18 protein-coding genes are annotated in these 22167 nt (G+C 35.9%); 13 read left to right on the forward strand and 5 right to left on the reverse strand.

Annotation, left to right across the window (positions count from 1 at the left end; all coding sequences use genetic code 11):
* Nucleotides 1-43 precede the first annotated feature (43 nt).
* The 10 genes from FPG78_RS04735 to FPG78_RS04775 all read left to right on the forward strand — a co-directional run bounded on the left by FPG78_RS04735 (nt 44) and on the right by FPG78_RS04775 (nt 13261).
* The gene (locus FPG78_RS04735) at nt 44-1012 is read left to right on the forward strand and encodes a GTP cyclohydrolase II (RefSeq protein WP_144086843.1); all 969 of its coding nucleotides are present in this window, start codon (nt 44-46) and stop codon (nt 1010-1012) included.
* 309 nt (nt 1013-1321) lie between these two features.
* On the forward strand, nt 1322-4294 hold the full coding sequence (locus FPG78_RS04740; RefSeq protein ID WP_144086844.1) for a sodium:solute symporter family protein: 2973 nt from the start codon (nt 1322-1324) through the stop codon (nt 4292-4294).
* A gap of 18 nt (nt 4295-4312) precedes the next feature.
* Nucleotides 4313-4783, forward strand: coding sequence for an HD domain-containing protein (locus FPG78_RS04745; protein ID WP_223262066.1), 471 nt, complete (start codon nt 4313-4315; stop codon nt 4781-4783).
* A gap of 218 nt (nt 4784-5001) precedes the next feature.
* A complete protein-coding gene (locus tag FPG78_RS04750) occupies nt 5002-6801 on the forward strand; it encodes an AAA family ATPase (RefSeq protein WP_144086846.1) in 1800 nt (599 codons plus the stop codon).
* Nucleotides 6802-7155: 354 nt separating this feature from the next.
* Entirely contained in the window at nt 7156-10140 is a 2985-nt protein-coding gene (locus FPG78_RS04755; RefSeq protein WP_186292468.1) for a tetratricopeptide repeat protein, read from the forward strand.
* Between the two features lie 260 nt (nt 10141-10400).
* Nucleotides 10401-10529 (forward strand): hypothetical protein, encoded by a 129-nt coding sequence (locus FPG78_RS08155; RefSeq protein ID WP_255431756.1) that lies wholly within the window; start codon nt 10401-10403, stop codon nt 10527-10529.
* 314 nt (nt 10530-10843) lie between these two features.
* Entirely contained in the window at nt 10844-11722 is an 879-nt protein-coding gene (locus FPG78_RS04760; RefSeq protein ID WP_144086848.1) for an aKG-HExxH-type peptide beta-hydroxylase, read from the forward strand.
* Nucleotides 11723-11817: 95 nt separating this feature from the next.
* The gene (locus FPG78_RS04765) at nt 11818-12417 is read left to right on the forward strand and encodes a hypothetical protein (RefSeq protein WP_144086849.1); all 600 of its coding nucleotides are present in this window, start codon (nt 11818-11820) and stop codon (nt 12415-12417) included.
* Nucleotides 12396-12938, forward strand: coding sequence for a hypothetical protein (locus FPG78_RS04770; RefSeq protein ID WP_144086850.1), 543 nt, complete (start codon nt 12396-12398; stop codon nt 12936-12938). The genes FPG78_RS04765 and FPG78_RS04770 overlap by 22 nt, the downstream gene beginning before the upstream one ends.
* On the forward strand, nt 12926-13261 hold the full coding sequence (locus FPG78_RS04775) for a P-loop NTPase family protein (RefSeq protein ID WP_144086851.1): 336 nt from the start codon (nt 12926-12928) through the stop codon (nt 13259-13261). The genes FPG78_RS04770 and FPG78_RS04775 overlap by 13 nt, the downstream gene beginning before the upstream one ends.
* Here the strand turns inward: FPG78_RS04775 and FPG78_RS04780 are convergent.
* Complete coding sequence (locus FPG78_RS04780; RefSeq protein WP_144086852.1) at nt 13206-14843, reverse strand: AAA family ATPase; 1638 nt, start codon at nt 14841-14843, stop codon at nt 13206-13208. The two genes, FPG78_RS04775 and FPG78_RS04780, sit on opposite strands and share 56 nt — an antisense overlap.
* Nucleotides 14844-14898: 55 nt before the next feature.
* A complete protein-coding gene (locus FPG78_RS04785) occupies nt 14899-17529 on the reverse strand; it encodes a BamA/OMP85 family outer membrane protein (RefSeq protein WP_144086853.1) in 2631 nt (876 codons plus the stop codon).
* Nucleotides 17530-17601: 72 nt separating this feature from the next.
* Here FPG78_RS04785 and FPG78_RS04790 point away from each other — a divergent pair, with 72 nt between their 5' ends.
* Nucleotides 17602-17814: a hypothetical protein gene (locus FPG78_RS04790; RefSeq protein WP_144086854.1), complete on the forward strand. Its 213-nt coding sequence runs from the start codon at nt 17602-17604 to the stop codon at nt 17812-17814.
* Nucleotides 17815-17847: 33 nt separating this feature from the next.
* Here the strand turns inward: FPG78_RS04790 and queA are convergent, their stop codons facing one another.
* The 3 genes from queA to FPG78_RS04805 form a co-directional block, all read right to left on the reverse strand.
* Nucleotides 17848-18894, reverse strand: coding sequence for a tRNA preQ1(34) S-adenosylmethionine ribosyltransferase-isomerase QueA (gene queA, locus FPG78_RS04795; RefSeq protein WP_144086855.1), 1047 nt, complete (start codon nt 18892-18894; stop codon nt 17848-17850).
* Between the two features lie 123 nt (nt 18895-19017).
* Entirely contained in the window at nt 19018-19677 is a 660-nt protein-coding gene (locus FPG78_RS04800) for an outer membrane beta-barrel protein (protein WP_144086856.1), read from the reverse strand.
* Between the two features lie 161 nt (nt 19678-19838).
* Complete coding sequence (locus FPG78_RS04805) at nt 19839-20729, reverse strand: hypothetical protein (protein WP_144086857.1); 891 nt, start codon at nt 20727-20729, stop codon at nt 19839-19841.
* 355 nt (nt 20730-21084) lie between these two features.
* On the opposite strand from FPG78_RS04805, the gene FPG78_RS04810 reads away from it, so the two are divergent.
* Together FPG78_RS04810 and FPG78_RS04815 are read left to right on the forward strand one after the other, a co-directional pair.
* Nucleotides 21085-21450, forward strand: coding sequence for a YraN family protein (locus FPG78_RS04810; RefSeq protein ID WP_223262015.1), 366 nt, complete (start codon nt 21085-21087; stop codon nt 21448-21450).
* Nucleotides 21437-22129, forward strand: a complete 693-nt coding sequence (locus FPG78_RS04815; RefSeq protein WP_144086858.1) for an L-threonylcarbamoyladenylate synthase — start codon at nt 21437-21439, stop codon at nt 22127-22129. The genes FPG78_RS04810 and FPG78_RS04815 overlap by 14 nt, the downstream gene beginning before the upstream one ends.
* The last annotated feature ends 38 nt before the right edge of the window (nt 22130-22167 follow it).

Consider the following 22167-nt stretch of genomic DNA (forward strand, 5'->3'; position numbering starts at 1 on the left):
TAAGTGTAAAATATTTATTGGTGAACCCTTAATAGGTTCTATTATGCAATGGCGTATGCAAGCCATATTTGAAGATGAAGATGGAAAAATAAGGGCTTCTTATGATATTATTTTTATCAATTGTTATGCTGCAACACCACATCAGGCAAAGGTAGTTTTCTTAGATATTTCAGATATTGATCTCAAACTGAATAATTTACTATCAGAACCATACCGTATATTTCAATCATATATTGATGCAAATAAGCAAACCAATAAAAAGTACATCTTAATACGTAAATGCGATATTAGTAATGTATATTATCCACATATCTTTGTTTCAAACTGCTATAGCACTTACAAGGATATAGATAAAAAAACATTAATGCATTTTCTAACTAACTTTTGCCAAGCAAATCCAGATTATATCATAGCGCATGAACAAGATTATAGTGATGTTATAGCATTTAAAAATGATAAAGTAGTGTATCATACAACAAGATTGGTAAATGCCAATTTTTCTAATAAAACTATTGTATTACAATACAATAAATGTCTACTAAAGTCTGATGTATGGAAAATGTACTATATTATTCAAGCAAAGAACCACTTACTTAACGCTTTAAAAAAAAATATCTGGTTAAGATTAGATTCTGGCTGTTCATCTAGTCAACTATATAATGATACTAGATGTGATTGTCAAGATCAGCTTATCAAGGCACTTATAGAAATAAGCAAGCTGAATAAGCATGGGTTGCTCATACACATTCCTGCACATGACCGAAAAGGATTTGGATGGATGATAAAATCAGAAGAGGCACATGCTCAGTATACGCACAAATATGATATACCGCCATTCAATATCCCATGGGATACATTAGAAAATGACGATTGGATTTCTCTAGTTAACTCCAAAGATCTAAGAACCTTCGATGGAGCAGCATCTATTTTAAATCTCCTTGAAATACAAGATGTATACCTGATCACAAACAACAGCAGTAAAATAGCATCACTAACAAAAATACAACATTAATGTAAAAAGGATACCAACAGATGGTAAATAAAATAAGTTTATATAGCCTATCTCTGATGCGGTTTGCATAAGACCTTCTGCAAAACCTATTTGTGATCAGCAGTTTTTAGGAGAAGCGCAGTCGAGCACCGCAGAATACTAGATGTATTTGAGGAGCATAGACAAGCTTCGACACCAAAATTGCCATTAGAAATAGGTTTTGCAACAGGTCTATAGATAATATCTATACCATGCTGTATATGAAATGGTTATTGTAAGCGATTTTGCCTCAAATAAGCGTAGCGACCTGGTTGATCTAATTAAAATTATATGTATACGATAGATTTGATTATAATAGGGATATTTCTAGTTGTAGCTCTTGCTATTGGGTTATACTATAGCAAAGGAATTACCACGTTTAAAGACTATGCAGTAGGCAGTAGAAAGATGTCTACGTTTGTGATTTCTACTTCACTTATAGCTACTATTTATGGTGGTGGTTTCTTACGTTCTAAATTAAATGGTTACTATCATCAAGGGTTATATATGTTACTTATAGATTTAATCAGTCCTGTTAGATTTTATTTAGCCTCCCAGTTGATCATTGTAAGAATGAAGGAATTTATAGGAGATTTTTCTATAGCTGAGTCTATGGGAAAAGTCTATGGACCGGTCGTTCGAATAATTACAGCTATATTAGGTATGATAGCGACCATAGCTAAGCTAGCCACTCAGTTTAAGATCGGCTTAACGATTCTTACAGTTACCCCACTTTTTAAATTAGTATCCTATCCAACTTGTTGGACGGTTATTTTGTCCTTATTAATTATTGTTTACACTACGTTTGGCGGTGCTAGGTCTGTAGCGTTAACAGATGTTTATCAATTTTTTCTTTTTGGTGTTTGCTTTCCTATTTTAACTTTCTCATTTATATACCATGCCCAAAATCCATGGGAAAATTGGCAAAATTTTATAAGCATATCTCAGTTCAACATATCTCATATATCCACTGCATGGAATCATTCCCTAAACCATATAATGCTTTATTTTATTTGGAATGCGATATTTACTTTTGATCCAGCACATGTTCAACGTATTTATATGTCTTCTTCAATCCAACAAGCAGCCAAAGTATTTTCTAGAAGTTCCATAATGCACATGATACTTTCCTTAGCTTTTTTAATCACTATTGCAGCTTTGTATATAGGTGGGCATAACGTACCACCTGGGCAAAGTATATTAGACTATATCATTAATCTTACTTTATTTCCTGGCATACAGGGACTATTAATCACATCTATAATTGCTTTATTGATGTCCACTGCTGACTCTAGTTTACATACTTCATCTATTTTATTTGCTAACGATTTATGGCCCTTCATTGCTAATGTTATAAAATTAAATAGTAAGCCCTCTCTTAAAGTTATACGGATTATTTCTGGCTTGATAGGTATTGCAGCCATTTTTATTGTGTTACACACAGACAGTGTCATCCAGTTAATGGCAAAAGCATTTCACTTTTATGTACCTGTTGTTACAGTACCATTTATGATGGCTTGCTTTGGATTTAGACCACGGTCTTATGCCGTTTTATGTTCTATCTCAATCAGTATAGTGCTGACAACTTATCGTATCTTTATACAGAAACAAGTTATAGGAGACAGAGATATCTTTATGGCACTGATATATAGTGCACTTGTTTTATTTATTGCACATTATCTTTTACCCAAACAGCCTAATACAGGATGGTTAGGTATTCCAGATGCTAGTCCTGTAATACTACAAAACCAAGAAACCAAACGTTGGTGGATAAGAAAAATAAAATATTTCCAATCTATTTTTACCAAATCTTACTGGAGTGATCTATTTCCTAAAAGTGTAACTACTTTTATAGCGTCAGGTATTTATTTTATTATTTACAGCTCCATACTACTTTGCTATGTGAAACAAGTATATGGATTTTCCTATATCTATTGGCACATAGCGGTTATGGCTATAGGCACAATAGTCACCATCTATCCTGCGCTTCACACTTATAAACAGGGAGGTAATAGGCTGTTGCATGCATTGTGGCCTATATTATTATATGCAGTCCTTTTTATTGCTGGCATCACCTATATAAAATTAAGCCATTTTTCACCTATGTCCTGTGCACTGCTTATAGTAAATATAGGTCTAACTAGTCTATTACTACCATATACCATAATCATAGCCATGGTAGCCACAGCGCTATTTTTCCATAGATGGATACCGCCTCATGTAGCCATTGCAAGTTGTAAAGAAGAGTGGATAACAACAGAAACAATGATAGGATTAACCATTCTACTTGGTTGCTTAGTGTATCGATATCTAAGGAATAAAAATTACATACAATTACAAACTATAGCGTTAACTAGAACCTACGAACAACAGTATGCGTTAGCTTCACTACATAATCAAGCCAACTGGAATCGACTAGACCCTACCTATAGCGGAAAAGTACTACAGGACATGGCTGATGAACTAGGACCCTATGTAGAAAACCCATTTATACAACAACATCAGAAAAAGTTATATGTATTTAGACAATCCTTACTAAAAAGGGCTAAGGAAGAACGTACCTATACGTTGGACTCAAAATCTATCCATAACGTTAGCATAGAGGACCTAGTCCTAAAATCTTATGAAATGGTTAGAAAACTAGATGTACCAATACAATTGCTTTTAACAAAACAAACCAAAGAAAAATACTTATTAACCGAACCAATTATTTTTGAAAGATTACTTACCATAAATTTTTTAAACCTATGTCAGGGTAAATATACCATAGATCATACAGTTTCTTTGACTATTTCAGACACATTGTTGTCTTACCCTTTCCCTAGGCCTTACCAGGTAGCTATACATAGTACGCATGAAAAACAATTAAGAGCGCCTATATTACCTGCACTTGCTTTTTCAATATCTACAGATACAGATAGGCCAAATATATCACCTGCTTATGCAGTTACTGATGAAATTGATTCATGCTGCTTACCTAAGACAATCAATAATCTCTATCAAGAAGAAAGCAAACAAATTGTACAAGCTCATGGAGGATATATAGAAACCATAGACACAGAAACTAGTTTGACCTGTCTTTACATATTACCTATTAATGGTAAAAAAGTTATGCGTTTTAAACCATATCATACCGATGATTTATTGAATAAGATAGCAGAAACTGATGAAAGTTTAGCTCAAGAACAGGAGCTCGTTAGTCTACTTACAAGTACAACAACCTTAACTGAAAAAACGGTAAAAGAAACAATTCAATTCATTTAAAAAGCACATGGCAATATTATACGTAAGTCAGGTGAGCCTTATTATACCCACCCTATGGGGGTAGCTAAGATTGTATTAGAGGCTACAAAGAATGCCGATACCATTTTAGCTGCTTTATTACATGACGTAATAGAGGATACAATGGTTACTTTGGAACAAATAGAACTGCTATATGGAATGGAAGTTGCTTATATAGTAGACATGCTTACGCATTATAATACTTATGGGTTGCGATGGAAATTAGATCATTCAGATAGTCAAATTATATTGAATCAGTGTAAGGACATTCGTGTCGTTCAGATTAAATTAGCTGATAGGTTGCATAACCTAAGAACTATAGCTGTACGAAAGCTAGCAGACCAAAAAAGAATAGCAAAAAACACCATGGAGTTTTATATTCCATGGTCCAAAAAAAATAATGTTTTAACCTGGTTATCAGAAATGGAGAATATATGCTATCAGATTTTACATGCTAACCCTACACTGTAAAGTTTCAACAGATAAACAAATAGGGAAGAAAGAATAGAAATTGGAAATCGCTAAGGCAATGCTATTGAAGGGTTATCCGATAGATGATATCATTACGATTACTGGGTTATCGACCAAAGAAGTAGAGCAGCTAAAACAGATCGATTAAATGCTAATAAAAACTATCTACCTTGTAGTGGGAAACACGATTATATACCTCTAAATAAAAGTAATAGAATATGGATTCTAAAAAAGGAGATACAGCGCTAAAAATAGCGGATCAACAAGGATACGTTACACTAAGTATGCAAATTCCGGTTGGCAGCGCTGATGTCAAAGAGATGATCGCACAAAAGCTGTATGCAGATAAAACGGCCTATATCACTCAACTCTTCAAGACGAATGGTATATATTATTTCTTTACAAGACCACGTAGATTTGGCAAATCTCTACTTTTAGATACTATAGACCAAATAGCAAAAGGGAATAAAGCATTATTCAAGGCATGTGCTATTTATAGAGATAAAACCTATAAGTGGAAAAAATATCCAGTTGTTTGGTTGAACTTTTCGGAGTTAGTTTCTAAAGAACCTGAGTTATTGGAAAAAGAACTTCAATATAAGCTTTTAGAAGTTGCAAATAAATATGGCATCAATAAACTAAAAGCGCCTTCACTTAGCACAAAACTGAGTGAGCTGATCAATATCCTAGGAAGGCTTCAAGAAGGTTACGAACCTACTCCCATTATTTTAATCGATGAATACGACAGTCCACTCATTTCCTGCGAAAAAGCGCAGTATGAAGAGGTACTTGCTCTACTTAGTTCATTTTTCAAAGTTTTAAAAAGTCGCCAGAAGGACTGTAAATTTATTTTTATAACAGGTGTAACTAAGTTTCACCTATCTGGCCTTACCTCAGGAGCGAATTCAGCCAATGACATATCATTTCATGAGGATTATGCAGAGATGTTGGGCTATACGGAAGAGGATATTGACAACCTATTTCTTAGTAAGAATACAATTGTTCATCCAATACTTGAAAGACTGAATAGAAAAAATAATCAGGAAGAAAAGTACACGTTTATTCAATTAAAACAAGCATTAAAAGATTATTATAATGGTTATTGTTTTACAGCTGATAAAATGGTAAGCGTTTATAATCCAGACTCCATACTAAGGTTCTTTTATGCAAAAGACTTTGAAAATTCCTGGTTTAACTCTGGAAGTCCTACCATTCTATTGCAACAAATGAAGCAAAATATAGATCGGTTTAATATAGATTGGGATAAAGGTAATTTCCCAATAGATAAGATGAGATTTAAATTCGTACATCCTTCTATCCACGAAATGCCTTTGCTACCTTTGATGTACCAAACTGGATATCTTACAATGGATCTTGATCCATCTCATCTACAAGATAAAAATAATCTAACTTATTATTTAAAGTTTCCAAACCAGGAAGTAAAATCTTCTTTAAAGCTTATATTATCTGATTTTATTGCGCACTCACAACAAGAATCAGGAAAAATATGTAGCGTTTCTATTTTACAATCTTTAAGAAACGAATCATGGATTTCTTTTCTTAACGTCATTCGTAGTTCTTGTTTGGCCAAAGCCGGTTATCGTTTTCTAGATAGAACAGAAAGGAGCTTTCAGGGTGCTTTATATTCCTTTCTGAATGGTGCTTTTCATACCACTTATGATACGTGGGCCAGTGCTGAAATAGATAGCGGAATAGGCCGTACAGATATCGTTATGGAGGACCAATATAACGATCAAAGTACTGTCTATGTTTTTGAGTTAAAAGTAGATAAACCACCCTTATACGCTCTGGAGCAAATACATAGTAAAGATTATAGCATTCAATATGATTTATGTCATAAGAAAGTGCTTATAGGCCTAAAATATGATCCTGCAAAACTCAATATTACAGAGGCAGCTATTGAAGTACATCAACGCGATGAGTCACATACTTTTCAAGTGATGCCACGTCAAAACTTTACTGTTAACGCTATGGGTTATTTTCAAGAAATGGCATAAAGCATTTTCGTAATCTCTTTCGAAAAATAGCAAGATAAAACAGAAATTCATATTTTGGCTATATGGAATTTATATACTACTTTTCGCTTGACCAAAAAGTAAAATAAAAATTCCTGATTAGGGTAACTAAGATGGTGTAATGGGTTCATTAGACCTTCTGCAGCAACCTATTTCTAATGGCAATTTTGGTGTCGAAGCTTGTCTATGCTCCTCAAATACATCTAGTATTCTGCGGTGCTCGACTACGCTTCTCCTAAAAACTGCTGATCACAAATAGGTTTTGAAGAAGGTCTCTTGGTATAGCACCAAGGCTGCTACACAAAAATGCTATTTTTTGAATTTAATATACCGACGATGCAACCAATATATTCTGTTATTTTAATGGCCATTTTGCTAATGGCTGCCCCGTACAAAGGCTTCTCCAGCAGCAATAGGCAACCTGGTCCTTTTCCAGAGGCGATCTTTCATGAAGGAAAATTGCTTTTTGACCAACATCAATACACAACCGCCCAAAAGTACTTTGAGACCTATTTAAACAGCCACAAGTATAAGAAATATAAGAAAGAAGAGGCCTCCTATTATATTATTTTAGCTGCTTTAGCAAATAAAGACCCGCATATAGCAATCCTTTTGCAATATTTTATAGTAAGGTACGCTACCAGTGCATATGTAGAAACGGTGCGTTATCACTTGGCAAAATGCTTCTCTGAAGCAGGTTTATTTGAAAAAAGTATTGCTTTATACCGAAACATTAAAGCAGATTGTTTAGCGCCACAAGAGCGCGCAGCCCTTCCATATGCAACAGGAGCTGTTTATTTGCAACTAAAAGATTGGGAAAATGCAAAAAAACACTTTACAACCATTAACGATACAAACCATCCTTATTACTATCCTGCACAATTACAAATAGGTTATATAGCTTTTGAGGAAGGGGATTATGATGGTGCGCTTGCAGCACTGGAAAAAGCAAGTAAAAAATATAGCCTAGAAACCAAAAGCTTAATCTTAAAGGTAAACCATAAAGCTGGCAGGTTTGAATCATTGGTTGATTTGATAGAACGGGATCCAGATTCATCTTTTGTCAAACAAGATCAACTTCTTATTGCAGATGCCTACTTTTTTCTCAAGCAGTATCAAGCAGCCATTATCCACTATCAGGCGGCCTTAAATGATCGCACAAACCATATGACCCGGACTAAGTTGGGCCATGCATTATATGAAACGCAACAATACACCAAAGCAATTGCTTGCTTTCAGGGCCTATTGCATAGGGAGGACCATTCCGGTCAAATTGCTGCCTACTACAGTGGTCTGATCTATGAAAAAGATGGTGCCATTCCAGCAGCGATAGCTGCTTTTTCGCAAGCTGAACGGTTAAAGTTTGATCCAAAAATCAGCGACTTAGCCGCTATCAAACTTGCAGGCTTACGCTACCAGCAAGGAGCCATTCCAGAAGCTATAGAGGCGATGGCTGCTTTTATTGAAAGCCATCAGGATAGTAAAGAGCTTTCGACTGCACAAGCCTTACTCATACAGTGTTACTATAAAACAAAAGCGTATCAAACAGTTATAGATTATATAGCAAGGCTACCTTATAAAACTGAAGCGCTTTTAAAGCTATACCAAAAAGTACTTTTTTGCCAAGGACTAGCGGCCTACAATAAAGGCACCTTAGATGACGCTATAAAATGGTTGAAGCAATCGCTCCTTTTCCCTTTTAAATCATCTTTAGTGCTACAAGCTCAGTTTTGGTTAGGAGAAGCTTTTTCTGCCCTTGGCAAATATGAAAAGGCATTAAAATTTTACACGAAATATATGGAACAAGGCAGTTTAAATACGCTGTATTACGAGAAAAATTTATATGGACTAGCCTATGGTTATTTCAACACAGGTCATTATACCACTGCAGCCAAATTCTTTGAACAATATATAGCGATAACCCAAAAACAGCCTGCTGCCACCCACTACGATGCAATCCTTAGGCTAGCTGATTGTTATTATGTAAAGAAAAATTATGAAGAAGCACTGAACCTATATGCGCGTATGTATACCTACAACCCTGCCCATGTTCGCTACCAAGAAGCGCTGATTTATCAAACATTAGGAGACAATCTTCGTTCAGAGCGTTGCCTACAAGAAATATTTACAAACCATATAGAAACCAAATATTATGAAAAAGCATGCTACCATAAAGGGTGTACCATATTCAATGCAGGTAATTATGAAGCCGCTATTCAATCATTTAGCTATCTTATGCAAAGGGAAGGAGCGCGTGACCTACAGCCAGATTTATTGATGAAACGCGCCCTTGCTTATGAAAATCTTCAAAAATATGAAGCCGCTGCTGCGGACTATACGGCCATTTTAGATGAATATCCTAACCATCTCCATGCAGAAAGCGCTTTAATGGCCCTATCGAAACTATTTACTGACACACCTGAAAAACTAGATTTCTATTTAAAAAAGTATACCCATGTTGCTCAAAAAATGGCCAGTCAGTCCGATGAACGTACCATTGATGCAGCTAGACAGCTCTTTTATAATCAGGCCTACGGTAAGGTATTGCAACAACTCACTGCTTTTGATAAGCAGTATCCAGATAGTCAGGTGCTTTCAGAGGCTTATTTTTTAATGGCAGAAAGTTATTATAGGCTACAAAAAAGCAGTCAAGCTATAAGTTATTATAAAAAAGTAGTAGCTGCCCGTCAAACTACTTTCCATAAAAAAGCATGGTTAAGAATGGCTGATCTGGCTGAACAAGGTAAACGTTTCCAAGAAGCTGTAACCTACTACCAAAAACTACAGAAGATGCAACTGACAGACAAAGAATATCACCATACCTTAATTGGGCTTATAAAAGCTAGTTTTGCGATAAAACAATATCAAATTACAACACCAGCTTGTTTGCAATTATTGAATAGTACGAAGGAAGCACCGATTGAAACGATGGGGCAGGCTGCGCTTTATCTAGGGAAAATAGCCATGCAACGATCAGAATACAAACGTGCTAGAAGCCATTTTCTAAAGGCCACTAAACCATTACATACCATTACTGCAGCAGAAGCACAATATCTATTGGCCCATACAGAATTTAAACTAAAGGCTTACAAAGCCTCCTTAAATATTTTATTTGATCTAGTAGAAAAATTTCCACATAATACCCGTTATATAGATCATGCCTTTTTACTGATGGCAGATAATTATATTATGTTAGGCAATCTTGCGCAAGCTAAAGCCACCCTAGACTCTATGATCAGTAAATCCAATAATAAAAAAAACATTGAACTGGCTAAACAGAAAAGAGCTAAAGTGGTTGCTAAAATTAAAAAGAAGCAGTAATGGCCCCAGTCTGACTGGACAGCAACAGAACACATAGCGCATCCTTTCAAGCAATGGCATCAATTTAACGATAACGCCATCCAATATAGCAACTGGTTGAAAACCAACGCGACAGACACAAACCCCATACCTGACATGCAATGAACTATTGCAAAAACCTAAAAAATGTTTTATATAGCAATTATGAATGATTATACAAGAATAATCATTGTAGCGTGTAATAATCCTAATTCTAAACATTCATTAAAACAGCATCTACTATGAACATTAAAGATATAATCGGCACTATAGAGCCATCCGATATTGCCAAAGCGGAGCAACAAGTACTTATTATTATGGAAAATGAGCATCAAGATACCCGATTCAATATGCTTGCTTTTTCAGAATAAACAGTATTAGACCTTCTTCAAAACCTATTTGTGATCAGCATTTTTAGGAGAAGCGCAATCGAGCACCGCAGAATACTAAATGTATTTGAGGAGCATAGACAAGCGCCAAAATTGCCATTTAGCAATAGGTTTTGCAGAAGGTCTATTGTTTATATCGCTATAGGTGATAAGCATTACCATCTAAAAGCAATAGCATTGAGCCATTCCATGCTATTGCTTTATTATGTTATACACTTTAAAAAAGCAGCACATTATATTTTTGCATTGCATATAATTTTAATCTATTAAACAAATAACTATAAATATAGTTTCACATGTTACATGTACTCGGAATAGAAGAAACTATTAAAAATGTTTACATGCTATCCAAAAAATTTATGAAGCGCAAGCATATATCTAATACATATGAATTAAAACCATTTTACCTTAAATTTTTAAAAAAGCATCAACCAGTACAACCTATTCCAGACACATTATCTATATCTTTTATTGCAGATACTATTGGAATATGGACGCAGCTAAATCCAGAAAGTAGTGGCAATGCATTAGATGATATACACCAACAATCTATGATTGGGGAGGCTTATTCAACAGATGAACAAGCGCAACATCTAGAAGCACTTAAGCTAGGTTATCTCCATCTGACGGAATCAAATACCGAATTAAAAGCACTTTTTGATCTCATCATCCATACTATATTTTTGAGAAAAAGCAGAACAATAGATCAGCATATTTCCTTTGGGGGCTCATCTTCTGCTGGCATAGGTCTGATTTGGATCAGTGGCCATGGAGCACTAGATCGAGCAGATATTGCTGAATTACTATTACATGAGTTAACGCATCATCAACTATTTATTGACGAACGCTGCCATATGCATTATAACTATGCAGCGTTGTGCAAACCAGAAAACTTCTCCAGCTCTGCTATTTTAAACAAAAAACGGCCTTTAGATAAGGTTGTCCATAGCATTATTGTGGCCACAGAGATTATCCTAGCAAGGAATAAATTTTTGACTCAGCAAGAGACAAAAGTTCATGCAACTTCTAAGGACTTAATGGCTAAAGCAGTGGCTGCTATTAAAGAAACCATGCGTATGGCCAATATTAATGAGCTACTAAGCGAAAGAACACGGAAGATGTTGGAAAAAGCAGAAGCATCTCTAAGCGCAATAGAAGGCAAATTAATGTCCTAAATTATCTACTATTCTAGTGAAAAATGTAGTAATTTAAGACAAAGAAATATATGCATTACTTATTTAAGAATAAATTTTTTATTTACAGCATTTCCTTGGTTTGCTTACAGCAAGTAGTTATCGGGCTTTCCACTTATTATATTGGGTTAGCAGGCCAGACTATTGCCCATAGCCCAACGATTGTCCTTAGGCATATCACACTATTTTTTGCACTAGTAGCCTTGGCATATCTGCTCGGAGCATGTGCACTATTCTTTCAGACTAAGTTATCCAATGTTTGTTGGGTCTATTATTACAAGAAAATTTTTGAGGAATTAGGTGGTGATATCCGCTTAGCAACTGCCCATAATAAGATAAAAACTCAGAACTGGATAGCTGGAGAATCTTTCCAAACTTTTCAAGAAGCCAGCCACACTTTTGTAGACGGGGTCTCTGTTTTTTTGAATATACTTTTTACGGTTATTGCCTTTACCTGTGTATTAGGCATGCAGACATCCCTAGCAGTTTGTTCCGCTCTAGTCCTTGCTGCACTATCGATGGGGCTAGCAAAGCCTTTGATCCAGAAACTCTCCAAGCAAATACAGTCCCAGAAACTCGATGCTTTACAATGCCGTTCATCTCATTTGGGACAATCTATTTTTGGGACAATCTATTTTTTGGCAATCAACATTATATGCAGGAAGCACAGCGCATAGCCCAACAGCCCATACAGCAACTATTTGTGTTGATACAACGGCATAAGATAATAGAGCAGCTATTTAGCTGCTTGCCTATCTTAATCGCCATCCCGATCATCATTATAGCAGCACGAGATCAGGTCATGAGCCATCTGGGTTCTTTAGGAGCACTGGTAGCGGTACTTCCACGGGCGTTGCAGCTATTACAAAATATCCATGCACTCTGTACTAGCTTAAACAATATGGTATTTTTATATGCCAAAATCGGTAACCTTGATAAATTTGTCGAACAATTACCTAAGCAAACATTATCTGATCCATCAGATTGTGCAGCTATCACGTTTGATTGCCTCAAAGGCCCTACTAACCAAATTTGGACCTCAAAGTTGTTTCTGGATCATGTTAAGCGTAGTGATCTGCCTCAAGGAAGATTTCTCATAACGGGTAGTAATGGAAGTGGCAAATCATCTCTATTAAGGCGTATTAAAAAAAATATCCTCAAGCCATTCTATGGGGGCCTAACATTGTGCTTGGTATAGAAACGATAGAAGGATCAATTGGAGAGCAGCACTGGAAGATTTTGCTAAATATTTTACAAAACAGTAAACATAGCTTACTACTACTGGACGAATGGGATAGTGCTTTAGATCACTTGCATACCAAAGCTATCGATGAACGACTTGATGCACTTGCGCATGATAATACGATACTTGAAGTCCGTCATAAACATATCCATGATATTGCTGTTGAAAACTATGACAAAACAAAATTGTTAACCTTGCTTATAGAATTGATAACCATACCTTTTACTCTTCCAAATGTGCTTCATGTATTTCATACTCCCAATTATCTATCATTCTAGTTTCCTCATTGAAGTTAATGCCTAGTAGTATAATGGCTTTTTGTCTGAGCAAATAAGGTTTATAATAACCGTTTGCTTTAATTTGTTCCAAGGCGACCTTTCCGCTGGATTTATACCTGATTTCTATAATATATATAGCTGATTCTAATTCTAAAACAATATCGGATCTGCCTTTACTAGAGGACGACTCACTATGCATCTGCATTTTTCTACCGCCTAGAAATCCCAATCCTTGCAACAACATATGTAAATTGCTGTGGTACTGTTTCTCTTGCCCTGTGTCGATGTAGTAAGGAAGGGTTGCAAAGGCTGTGTTGATATTATCTATAAATGATCTGATTTTTTTACCAGCCAGTACATTTCTAATTTTATCTCGTTCTTGTATGAAATAGTCTTTTACGCTCTTTTCTAAACTGGACTGTATACTTTTCTGAAAAGAGGCTTCTATTTCTCTATTAGGAAACTTTAAAGTGTATAAACCAGTAGATTCATCATAATGATCAATGGTTAGATATCCGGTTTGAAACATCAAAGACTTTAAACTAATCTCATTTCTACTTTCTGTATACATGAGGTCCTCTCTAGCAGCTTCTATTTGAAGATCATCTACATTAAGATCAAACCGATCAGGATCCGACAACATCTGATTAATCAGCAAGCTTGGACTACCTGATTCGTACCAGTAGTTTTCTAACTCACTACTCTTTAAAAATTTTAATGTAGACCAGGGATTATAGACACTTACCCCATCTTTATGGAATTTATAACCATTGTAATAAGTTGCCATACGCTCCATTACTACTTCTTTAGTTATTTTTTTATCATTACCTTGACTCCACTTTAAAGCAATACCTTCTAAATAGACTGAAAAAGTAGATAATATCTCCTCTTGGGTATAACCAAACATGGCATCAGCATCTTTGGAAATCGTAATGTCGTTTAAATGATTAGCCCCTGAAAATACATCCGATAAACTGAATTTTCTTACACCAGTGATAAAGGTGAGTTGAAAGTAGTCATTTAATGACTTCAAAGTCATAAAGAAATCTTTCATGACTTTAATATTGGATTTTTCTAGGTCTGATCCTTTTGTTAGATGAACAATAGGTGCATCGTATTCATCTATAAGGACTACTATTCTCGGTTCATAACTATTGCCTAACTGTGTCATATCTGAAACCAGATTAGAAAATTTTGCTTTAACAGCATAACCTCTAAGTGTTAGGCCATATGCCGAAGCAATTTCTGTCAGTGTATCTTCTAAAGACAATTGTAATAATTCAGGTGTATCATTGGTTAATCTAGAAAGGTCCAACCTAATCACCGGATATTTCTTCCAGTCATATCCATTTTCCAGTTTACCTATATGATAATCTTTAAATACTTCTTGCGCTCCGCTACATATAGTACCCAGTGTATTAATAAACAGAGACTTACCAAATCTTCTAGGTCTGGCTATAAATATAGGATTTCTCTTTTCTATTAACTCTTGTGCATATTTTGTTTTATCTACGTAGTAGCCTGTCTCAATGACCGATGTAACGTCTGAATAACCAATAGGTAGTGCATTTATCTTACGCATAATTTTATCTTTTTATGTTGCTTCCTCTTTTTTAAAAGGTGCACAACGCGTACTTTTAACGCATATCAGGCCCAATGGTAAAGTGATATTCAAAAACGCTTTTAGCACCACGAACATTTTTTTCAGGATCCAATTTATAGCCAAAATCAAGGCCAAGCATTGGTATAATAGGTATAGGCAAAATAAGGCGCACACCACCACCTATAGATTTTTTTATATTAGATAAGTTAAAATTTCTATAATGTAGCCAACTATCCCCTACCTCTACAAATCCCAATAGATAGCAACAAATAGGCGCAAGCATAAGCGGATAACGCAACTCCGAAACAAACTTATTAAATAAAACGCCCCCTTCTACACCTTTCGTATAATCTTTCGGTGTAAGGCTACCATCTGGGTAACCACGTAGCGAAACAAAATTGGTTCCCAATAATTTAGGGGAGGTACTTGATGTTCCACCCAAATAAAATCGCTCAAAAGGTCCTATTTCATTTTTAGACAAGCTGTGTAAAAATCCAGCATGACCACGAAAATGGAAAACACAATTACCTAACAAACGCTTAAAGTAATAAATATCTGTTATAAACTTTCCAAATTCCTTAAAACGTGGTATAGTGGTTGCAGCAGGCGCATACCCAAACAAAGTGTAAGGAGGCGTTAAGGTTAAAGCGCTATGCCACTCGCATCCAGCAGTAGGATAGTTTGGATGATTTATAGTAGAATAGTGCAATAAAAAGTCTAAAGTAAAATCATGCAGCACCCCTGACCTTTGCCTGTGATCTTCTAATAATTTACAATGTTGGTAAGTATGGTAGTGGTAATCTACACCCAAATGGGAACTCCAATATTTAGCAATATTTTTACCTAGGCTTATTCTACCACCAGTTGAGTAAATTTTAGTTTTTCTATCTTGTTTCCCAATTGGGAACATATTTAAGAATACCCAATCGTCTAATATACTCTTTTCAGTAGAATCGCTTTTGTGATAAGCACTATTGAAGCTTACAGCAAGTATATAACGACTGCCTCCCAACCAAAACCAAGGCTCTTGAAAAGAAAAACTAAAATTTTTATAATTTTTACCGTGTAGCTCAGCTGTTAAATGCAAGTCTTGACCAGCCCCTATAGGTACTTTGCCTGTAAAGAGATTCTTTAAAGAAGCATTATTAGAACCAAGTTGAAGGCTACCTATAATAGCCTTGCTATAACTCCCATTGAGCTTAAGATCGAACTTAGGCTCTTCTTCTACCACATAAGTCAGGTCTACTGTACCTTTAACTTCATCTGGATCCATTTCTGGGATTAATTTTTCAGGCTTAAAGCATCTTAACATGGCTAAGTTACGTAAAGACTCTCGCACAAGGCCTTGGTTATATTTCTCTCCAGGTAAAGTCAGCAGTTCACGGCGGATAACGTAATCATGGGTTAATGTATTGCCTACAATATCTACTTGGCGGATGGTAACTTGCTTGCCCTCTTGAATTCTAATTTCTAGGTCTACCTGATTGTCTTCTATACCCGTCTCAACAAGTTCTGCACGGAAAAAAAGATAGCCATTATTGGTATATAAATCATTAATTGTTACATCTGTAATCCCAGGGACCAATCGACTTTTAATATAAACCGGGTCATATATTCTTTTTTTCTTTAAGTTTAACAACTTATTTAGTATTTCATCACTATATAGATAATTGCCAACCCACTTGATATGACGGAGCATATATTGCTTGCCCTCTTGAATTGTTAAATGAACATTCAACTTTCCAGCACTAGAAGTTTGCAAACGCTCTGCTGCAATATGTGCGTCCCGAAACCCTTGCGACTGATAGAAAAGAATAAGGTCCTTTTTTGCCTTTAAATATTTTTCTTCCGTAAAAACAGATGAAGAAAAGGAGATATGATTAAAAAGATAACGTTTTACATCATCCATCGTTTTAGGCAACCCTAACAGTATACCGCCCTTCCGAATGGGTGCAAGGGTGATGCTTTTCTTAAAAATATCTTGTAAAAGTGTAAAACGAGGTGCTTCTTGCAATGCCTTCATATTATATAGCAAGAGATCGGCATCTAAATGGTTATTCCCTTGAAAAATAATTTTATGCACCTTGCTTTGCTTGCCTTTATTTACCTTAACTTTTAAGGTAGCTTTATGACCCATGCCTTGATGTAACATCAACTCTGTAGCAACCGCTACCTTCCTAAATCCTCTTTCTAAAAATATATTTTTAATATTAGAAGCCGTTTCTTGAAGAAAAAGTGGAGACAACGCAACATCATTAGCTATCGTGACTTTTTCAAGCACCATTTTTTGTTCTTTTTTGGTTAATCCTTCTAAAAGATAGCTGGCTAACCGGGGATGTTCCTCTACATCAATAACAAAAGTTGCTAAACCATTTGCTTGATCAACCTCAGATAAATAGATGGCAACCGATTTGATCCCATCTTGTTTGGTTATTTTTTGAATAGCACCACGAATCTCTTCAGCAGATGGATCAACCGTTTTTCCCTTTTCTAAACCAGAAAGCGCAATCAACAGGTCAGAGGCTACAAAACAATTGCCCACTATTTCAATCTTTCGTACAACGTAATGCGTTACACCAAAAGCGGACTGTGCCCACCCTATACATAGGCAAAAGAGGCATAGCAAACCTTTTACTTTTTTGATATTTATATCTATCCTTATCATAATAAATTTATAGCTTGATTAACTCCTACACATACATCCTAAAAAGATGCAGGAACCAATTACAACCATGCGGTGCGCATCGCCATTTCAAAGATTAGACCTTCTTCAAAACCTATTTGTGATCAGCAGTTTTTAGGAGAAGCGCAGTCGAGCACCGCAGCATACTATGTATTTGAGGAGCATAGACAAGCTTCGACACCAAAATTGCCATTAGAAATAGGTTTTGCAGAAGGTCTATTGAAAAATCATAACCTACATATAGGGAACAACTTTCTCCGAATATAGGAAAATATTCATGGTATAGCATAGTGCCATTATCTATATAATCAACATAGAGTCGCCATATAAGAAAAATCGATACCCTTCCTTGATAGCTTCGGCATAAGCAGTTAAAATTAACTCTTCTCCTCCAAAAGCAGCTACACTCACCAAAGAAATAGAAGAGGGAAGATGAAATGTGGTCAACAATGCATTGCAAACTTTGAATGGACAAGAAGGTAAAATAAATTTATTCGTCCAGTCACTGGCTTCTTTTAGTTGGCAAGAGACCGAAACAGAAGACTCCATAGCCCGTAACACTGAAGTACCCACTGCACAAACTTTCTTTTGATGATGCAAACTCTGGTTTACCACCTTTGTAGTCTCTTGGGTAATCATAAAGCGTTCAGAAGAAGCCCTTACCTTGGTTAAATCTTCCATGTCAATAGTACTTAGCTCACCTAAACCAATATGCAACGTAATCGGTACAACAGAAATGTTCTGTAAGGCTAAATATTTTAACAAATAAGGGGTAAAATGCAACCCAGCAGCTGGTAGTACAATACTACCTACATTTTGCGCAAATATAGTCTGATAGTATTCCCTATCTTCTGGTTTAGAAGGACGCCCTATTTGATGGGGTAAAGGCATATGGCCAATTTCATTAATCAGTGCATAGAACTCTTCTTCTGTTCTATCAAACAATAATTTAAGGGTGCGACCCCTTGAAGTAGTATTATCTATGATTTCAGCTACCAACTCCCCATTGCCAAAATAAATTTTATTGCCTATACGGATTTTACGTGCTGGCTCCACAATAGTATCCCACAAACCATGTTCATCATTTAGTTTTCGCAATAAGAGGACCTCTACTTGTGCATTTGTTTTTTCTTTACAACCATAAAGCTTACAGGGTAAAACTTTAGAGTCATTAACGACTAAAGTATCTCCTTCACTAAAATAGGTTGGCAGGTCTTTAAAGGTTTTATGCTCAATTTTTCCACTATCTTTATGTACGACCATTAAACGTGCATCTTCTTTTACCTCAATTGGATATTGTGCAATGCTGTGCGCTGGTAGCTCAAACTTAAAATTTGATAACTTCATAATATATTTTAATTAAAAAAGGTTAGCCTTCTTTTGGCAGACCGATTTGGTAGCATTATTTCGAAAGAGCGCTATTGTTAACCTTAAACCATTTATGTATGCTTAGAGTGATTGCCTATGCTATTAAAATAAACAACAGATATCAAGGCAAAAAAAGTCATTATGGCAATAATAATCTATTTGATCATTATTTGGATCTTTTTTATACATGACACCAGGCAAGTCCCAACAATAACTTAACCCTACAACCAAGCTATTGGTTAGACTAAAATCATACTTTACGCCACCACCTAAAACGATAAAACAGCCCAACGGCCGCTTGCTTAAAAAAGCGGGTCTATCTGAGTTGGATGGTGCAGTGGTCCTAGCAGGCAGATTTATAGAGGGTATAATACCCAGCTTAAAATAGATACTGGTATCAATCATCACCTCACTGGTATAAAATCTGCATAGGAGCGGTACCCACACATAATGTAAAAAATAGGCCTCACGTATAGAAGTCTTCGATTCACCCACTTCACAAGCCAAGTCAACATGCCCTAAAGCATAGGAAAGACCTACACTAAGGTTACAATGTTCCTGTAGTGCAAGATAATAGGCACCGCCAAAGTGCATCCTTATAGCACCTCCTTTAGCATAAGGTGTTAGTTCCATTTGTCTATGTCTATAGACCCTATTGGTAGCGTAAGAAGGGGAACACTCCGCACTAAAACGGCCAGGCAATGCCATAGCATTACTATGCCTGATTAGAAAATACAAAGCTAACATTACAACCCTCCTCATAGGGGACTAAATTACAGCTATTTTATGGTAAAAATAAATTTATATTTATCTAATTTTTAGAATAAGAAGTTTTTAGCTTACTTTTTGGTTGATCAAAAAGCAAGAAAAAAATCAAGCGCTGGTCAAAAAAGTTGCAGATGGATCTATAACCATATCCTTTATTAACCTCTAGGCTTGAAGAATATTTCTTTTTTCACCCCATCCAGAGTTAGAGGCTTTTTTGCGTATGCATCATCGAATAGAAAGTAATGGAAACCTAAATAACTACCGCAAGATCCTGGACATGTATATACAAACTCATAACCCTTCTTCCACACAGCAATCATTTCTTCCACAAGGCAACCGACATGAACATAGTCACCACATGGCAGTAACCCTACAGATTCTGTTAAGTGACACATAGCACAGGATATACCCTGCCCTTGTTTATTTGGGCATATAGATGGATTATTAGCAGTAAAACTCATAAGATCTTCTACCCGACGTCTGATCTGCTGCCTTTTAGATTCTACTAAATAGCCATTATATTTTTCAACAATATCGCCTCGCTTTTGAAATTTTTCTTTTGACACGCCAACATATTGATCATTCAGCACATTGAGCTCCCCACACATTCCACTTGTATCATGAAATTCTTTTATTAATCGTTGATTTTCACTAAAATCTATCACTTTTTTTAAAAGCAGGTTAAACGTTTCAATACGCTGGTTTCTTTCTTTTACATACGATGCAATCATTTGATCTCTTTCTGTAAGAGCTGTTATTCCACTAAGCTTTTGACTAAATATTTCACGACACGTTTTTTCTTCCCGCACCATCATACCCAAACGACTGATTATAGATACCTGATCCTCTTTCACTGAACCAGAATTAGGCATGGACACTACATTTGATGCAACAGGAGAAGAGGGGAAAGAAAAACCTACAGGACTAGCCTTAACTTGACTGGATAAAGTAGGAGGAGCAAGGGACCCAACAGAACTGACAGGGCCAGTTTTAATCTGGCTGGATGAAAGCAAAGGGGACCGAAGAACCTTTTTTTTCTTACACATTGTCGCAACAAAACTCAACAAAATAGCCAGACAAAAACTGTAAAGCAGATAGATCCGCTTGGAGAAATAGTTTATAATTTTCATTAATTTATAAAACTTTGTACAAAATCTACTCCTATAACCCAAATTTTTTATTTGAGGTAAAGCGATTATACGAATAAATAGACAAAATACAAACCATCCAAATCTAGATCATATGTACTTAATAAAGCATCAGACAGGTATAAGTATAACTTCACCAATAGTTTTTTATTACATAACTTATTAAAACAACATAGTGCAGACAGAACCAGTTCGGACTATTTTTTATATTCAGATGAATGATTCGCATAATTAGTATAGTACATTTTATGTCATGCCAACAAAAAACATTGCGCAAGATTTTGGTCAATACGCAGAAATGGTTGCAGCAGATTACTTGGTCAAAAAAGGTTTTAGCGTGCTGGCGCAAAATTTTCGTTACAAGCGCTTCGAAATAGATCTTATTGTTAAAAAAGGAAAATTGATTGTCTTTGTTGAGGTCAAAGCACGTAAAAACAATCTATTTGGCAACCCAGAAGCTTTTGTAGGCCAAAAGAAAATTCGTGCCCTGCGCTTGGCTGCCGCACATTACTTGCATATCCAAAATAGCTGGCAAGCTATACGTTTTGATACCATAGCTGTTCTAGGAAGTAAAGAACAAGTTACTGAAATTTTACACTTGGAAGATGGATTCTATTAAAAATCAAAACTGCTTTTACAAGAAATCTATATGCTACGCTGCTCAATACGCTGTTTCCTTGTTGAATAGAGGGTGTGTGATTGCTGTGCCTACTGATACGGTGTATGGGCTAGCCTGTTTGGTACAAAATAAGCAAGCAGTAAAAAGATTATTTGCCATTAAACAACGTGACCCTAATAAGCCAATTGCAATTTGCATTGGATCAGTTCAAGAGCTACCTAAATACTGTAAGATAGATGTAAAGGTCAGGCCTTTGCTTGATCATTTGCTCCCTGGGCCTGTCACCCTTCTTTTTGAAGTATTGCCACCTTTTCATAAAGAATTGATTCCCAACACACATTTAATTGGTGTGCGCATGCCAAATAACCCATTCATGATACATGTTGCCAGGCTTTGCAATGGAGCCATTGCGTTAACCAGTGCCAATACAAGTAATGAGCCCAGCTGTTTAGATGTTCAAGAATTTAAACAACTTTGGCCTGACCTAGATGCCGTTTTTGATGGAGGTACTTTGGGTGCCACTGATCCGATGCGATTAGGCTCTACCATTGTGGACCTCTCTGTTGAGGGTTCCTTTAGGATTATAAGAAATGGATGTGCATTGGATGATGTAAAAAAGATATTGCATGCGTCGGGGCAATGGGGGCAACAACCATACATTCATCCATCTAAATTTTAACCTATATTTGTATTGGTCTATATTCTAATTATTTCACC

The organism is Cardinium endosymbiont of Dermatophagoides farinae (assembly GCF_007559345.1).
Classification (GTDB): Bacteria; Bacteroidota; Bacteroidia; order Cytophagales; family Amoebophilaceae; genus Cardinium.

Bases quoted from the DNA above. Each gene is read 5' to 3' on its own strand.
- FPG78_RS04735 (WP_144086843.1), top strand. From the start codon at position 44: ATGCAATGGCGTATGCAAGCCATATTTGAAGATGAAGATGGAAAAATA.
- FPG78_RS04740 (WP_144086844.1), top strand. From the start codon at position 1,322: ATGTATACGATAGATTTGATTATAATAGGGATATTTCTAGTTGTAGCT.
- FPG78_RS04750 (WP_144086846.1), top strand. From the start codon at position 5,002: ATGGATTCTAAAAAAGGAGATACAGCGCTAAAAATAGCGGATCAACAA.
- FPG78_RS04755 (WP_186292468.1), top strand. From the start codon at position 7,156: ATGCAACCAATATATTCTGTTATTTTAATGGCCATTTTGCTAATGGCT.
- FPG78_RS08155 (WP_255431756.1), top strand. From the start codon at position 10,401: ATGAACATTAAAGATATAATCGGCACTATAGAGCCATCCGATATTGCC.
- FPG78_RS04760 (WP_144086848.1), top strand. From the start codon at position 10,844: ATGTTACATGTACTCGGAATAGAAGAAACTATTAAAAATGTTTACATG.
- FPG78_RS04770 (WP_144086850.1), top strand. From the start codon at position 12,396: ATGCAGGAAGCACAGCGCATAGCCCAACAGCCCATACAGCAACTATTT.
- FPG78_RS04780 (WP_144086852.1), bottom strand. From the start codon at position 14,843: ATGCGTAAGATAAATGCACTACCTATTGGTTATTCAGACGTTACATCG.
- FPG78_RS04785 (WP_144086853.1), bottom strand. From the start codon at position 17,529: ATGATAAGGATAGATATAAATATCAAAAAAGTAAAAGGTTTGCTATGC.
- queA (WP_144086855.1), bottom strand. From the start codon at position 18,894: ATGAAGTTATCAAATTTTAAGTTTGAGCTACCAGCGCACAGCATTGCA.
- FPG78_RS04800 (WP_144086856.1), bottom strand. From the start codon at position 19,677: ATGAGGAGGGTTGTAATGTTAGCTTTGTATTTTCTAATCAGGCATAGT.
- FPG78_RS04805 (WP_144086857.1), bottom strand. From the start codon at position 20,729: ATGTGTAAGAAAAAAAAGGTTCTTCGGTCCCCTTTGCTTTCATCCAGC.
- FPG78_RS04810 (WP_223262015.1), top strand. From the start codon at position 21,085: ATGCCAACAAAAAACATTGCGCAAGATTTTGGTCAATACGCAGAAATG.
- FPG78_RS04815 (WP_144086858.1), top strand. From the start codon at position 21,437: ATGGATTCTATTAAAAATCAAAACTGCTTTTACAAGAAATCTATATGC.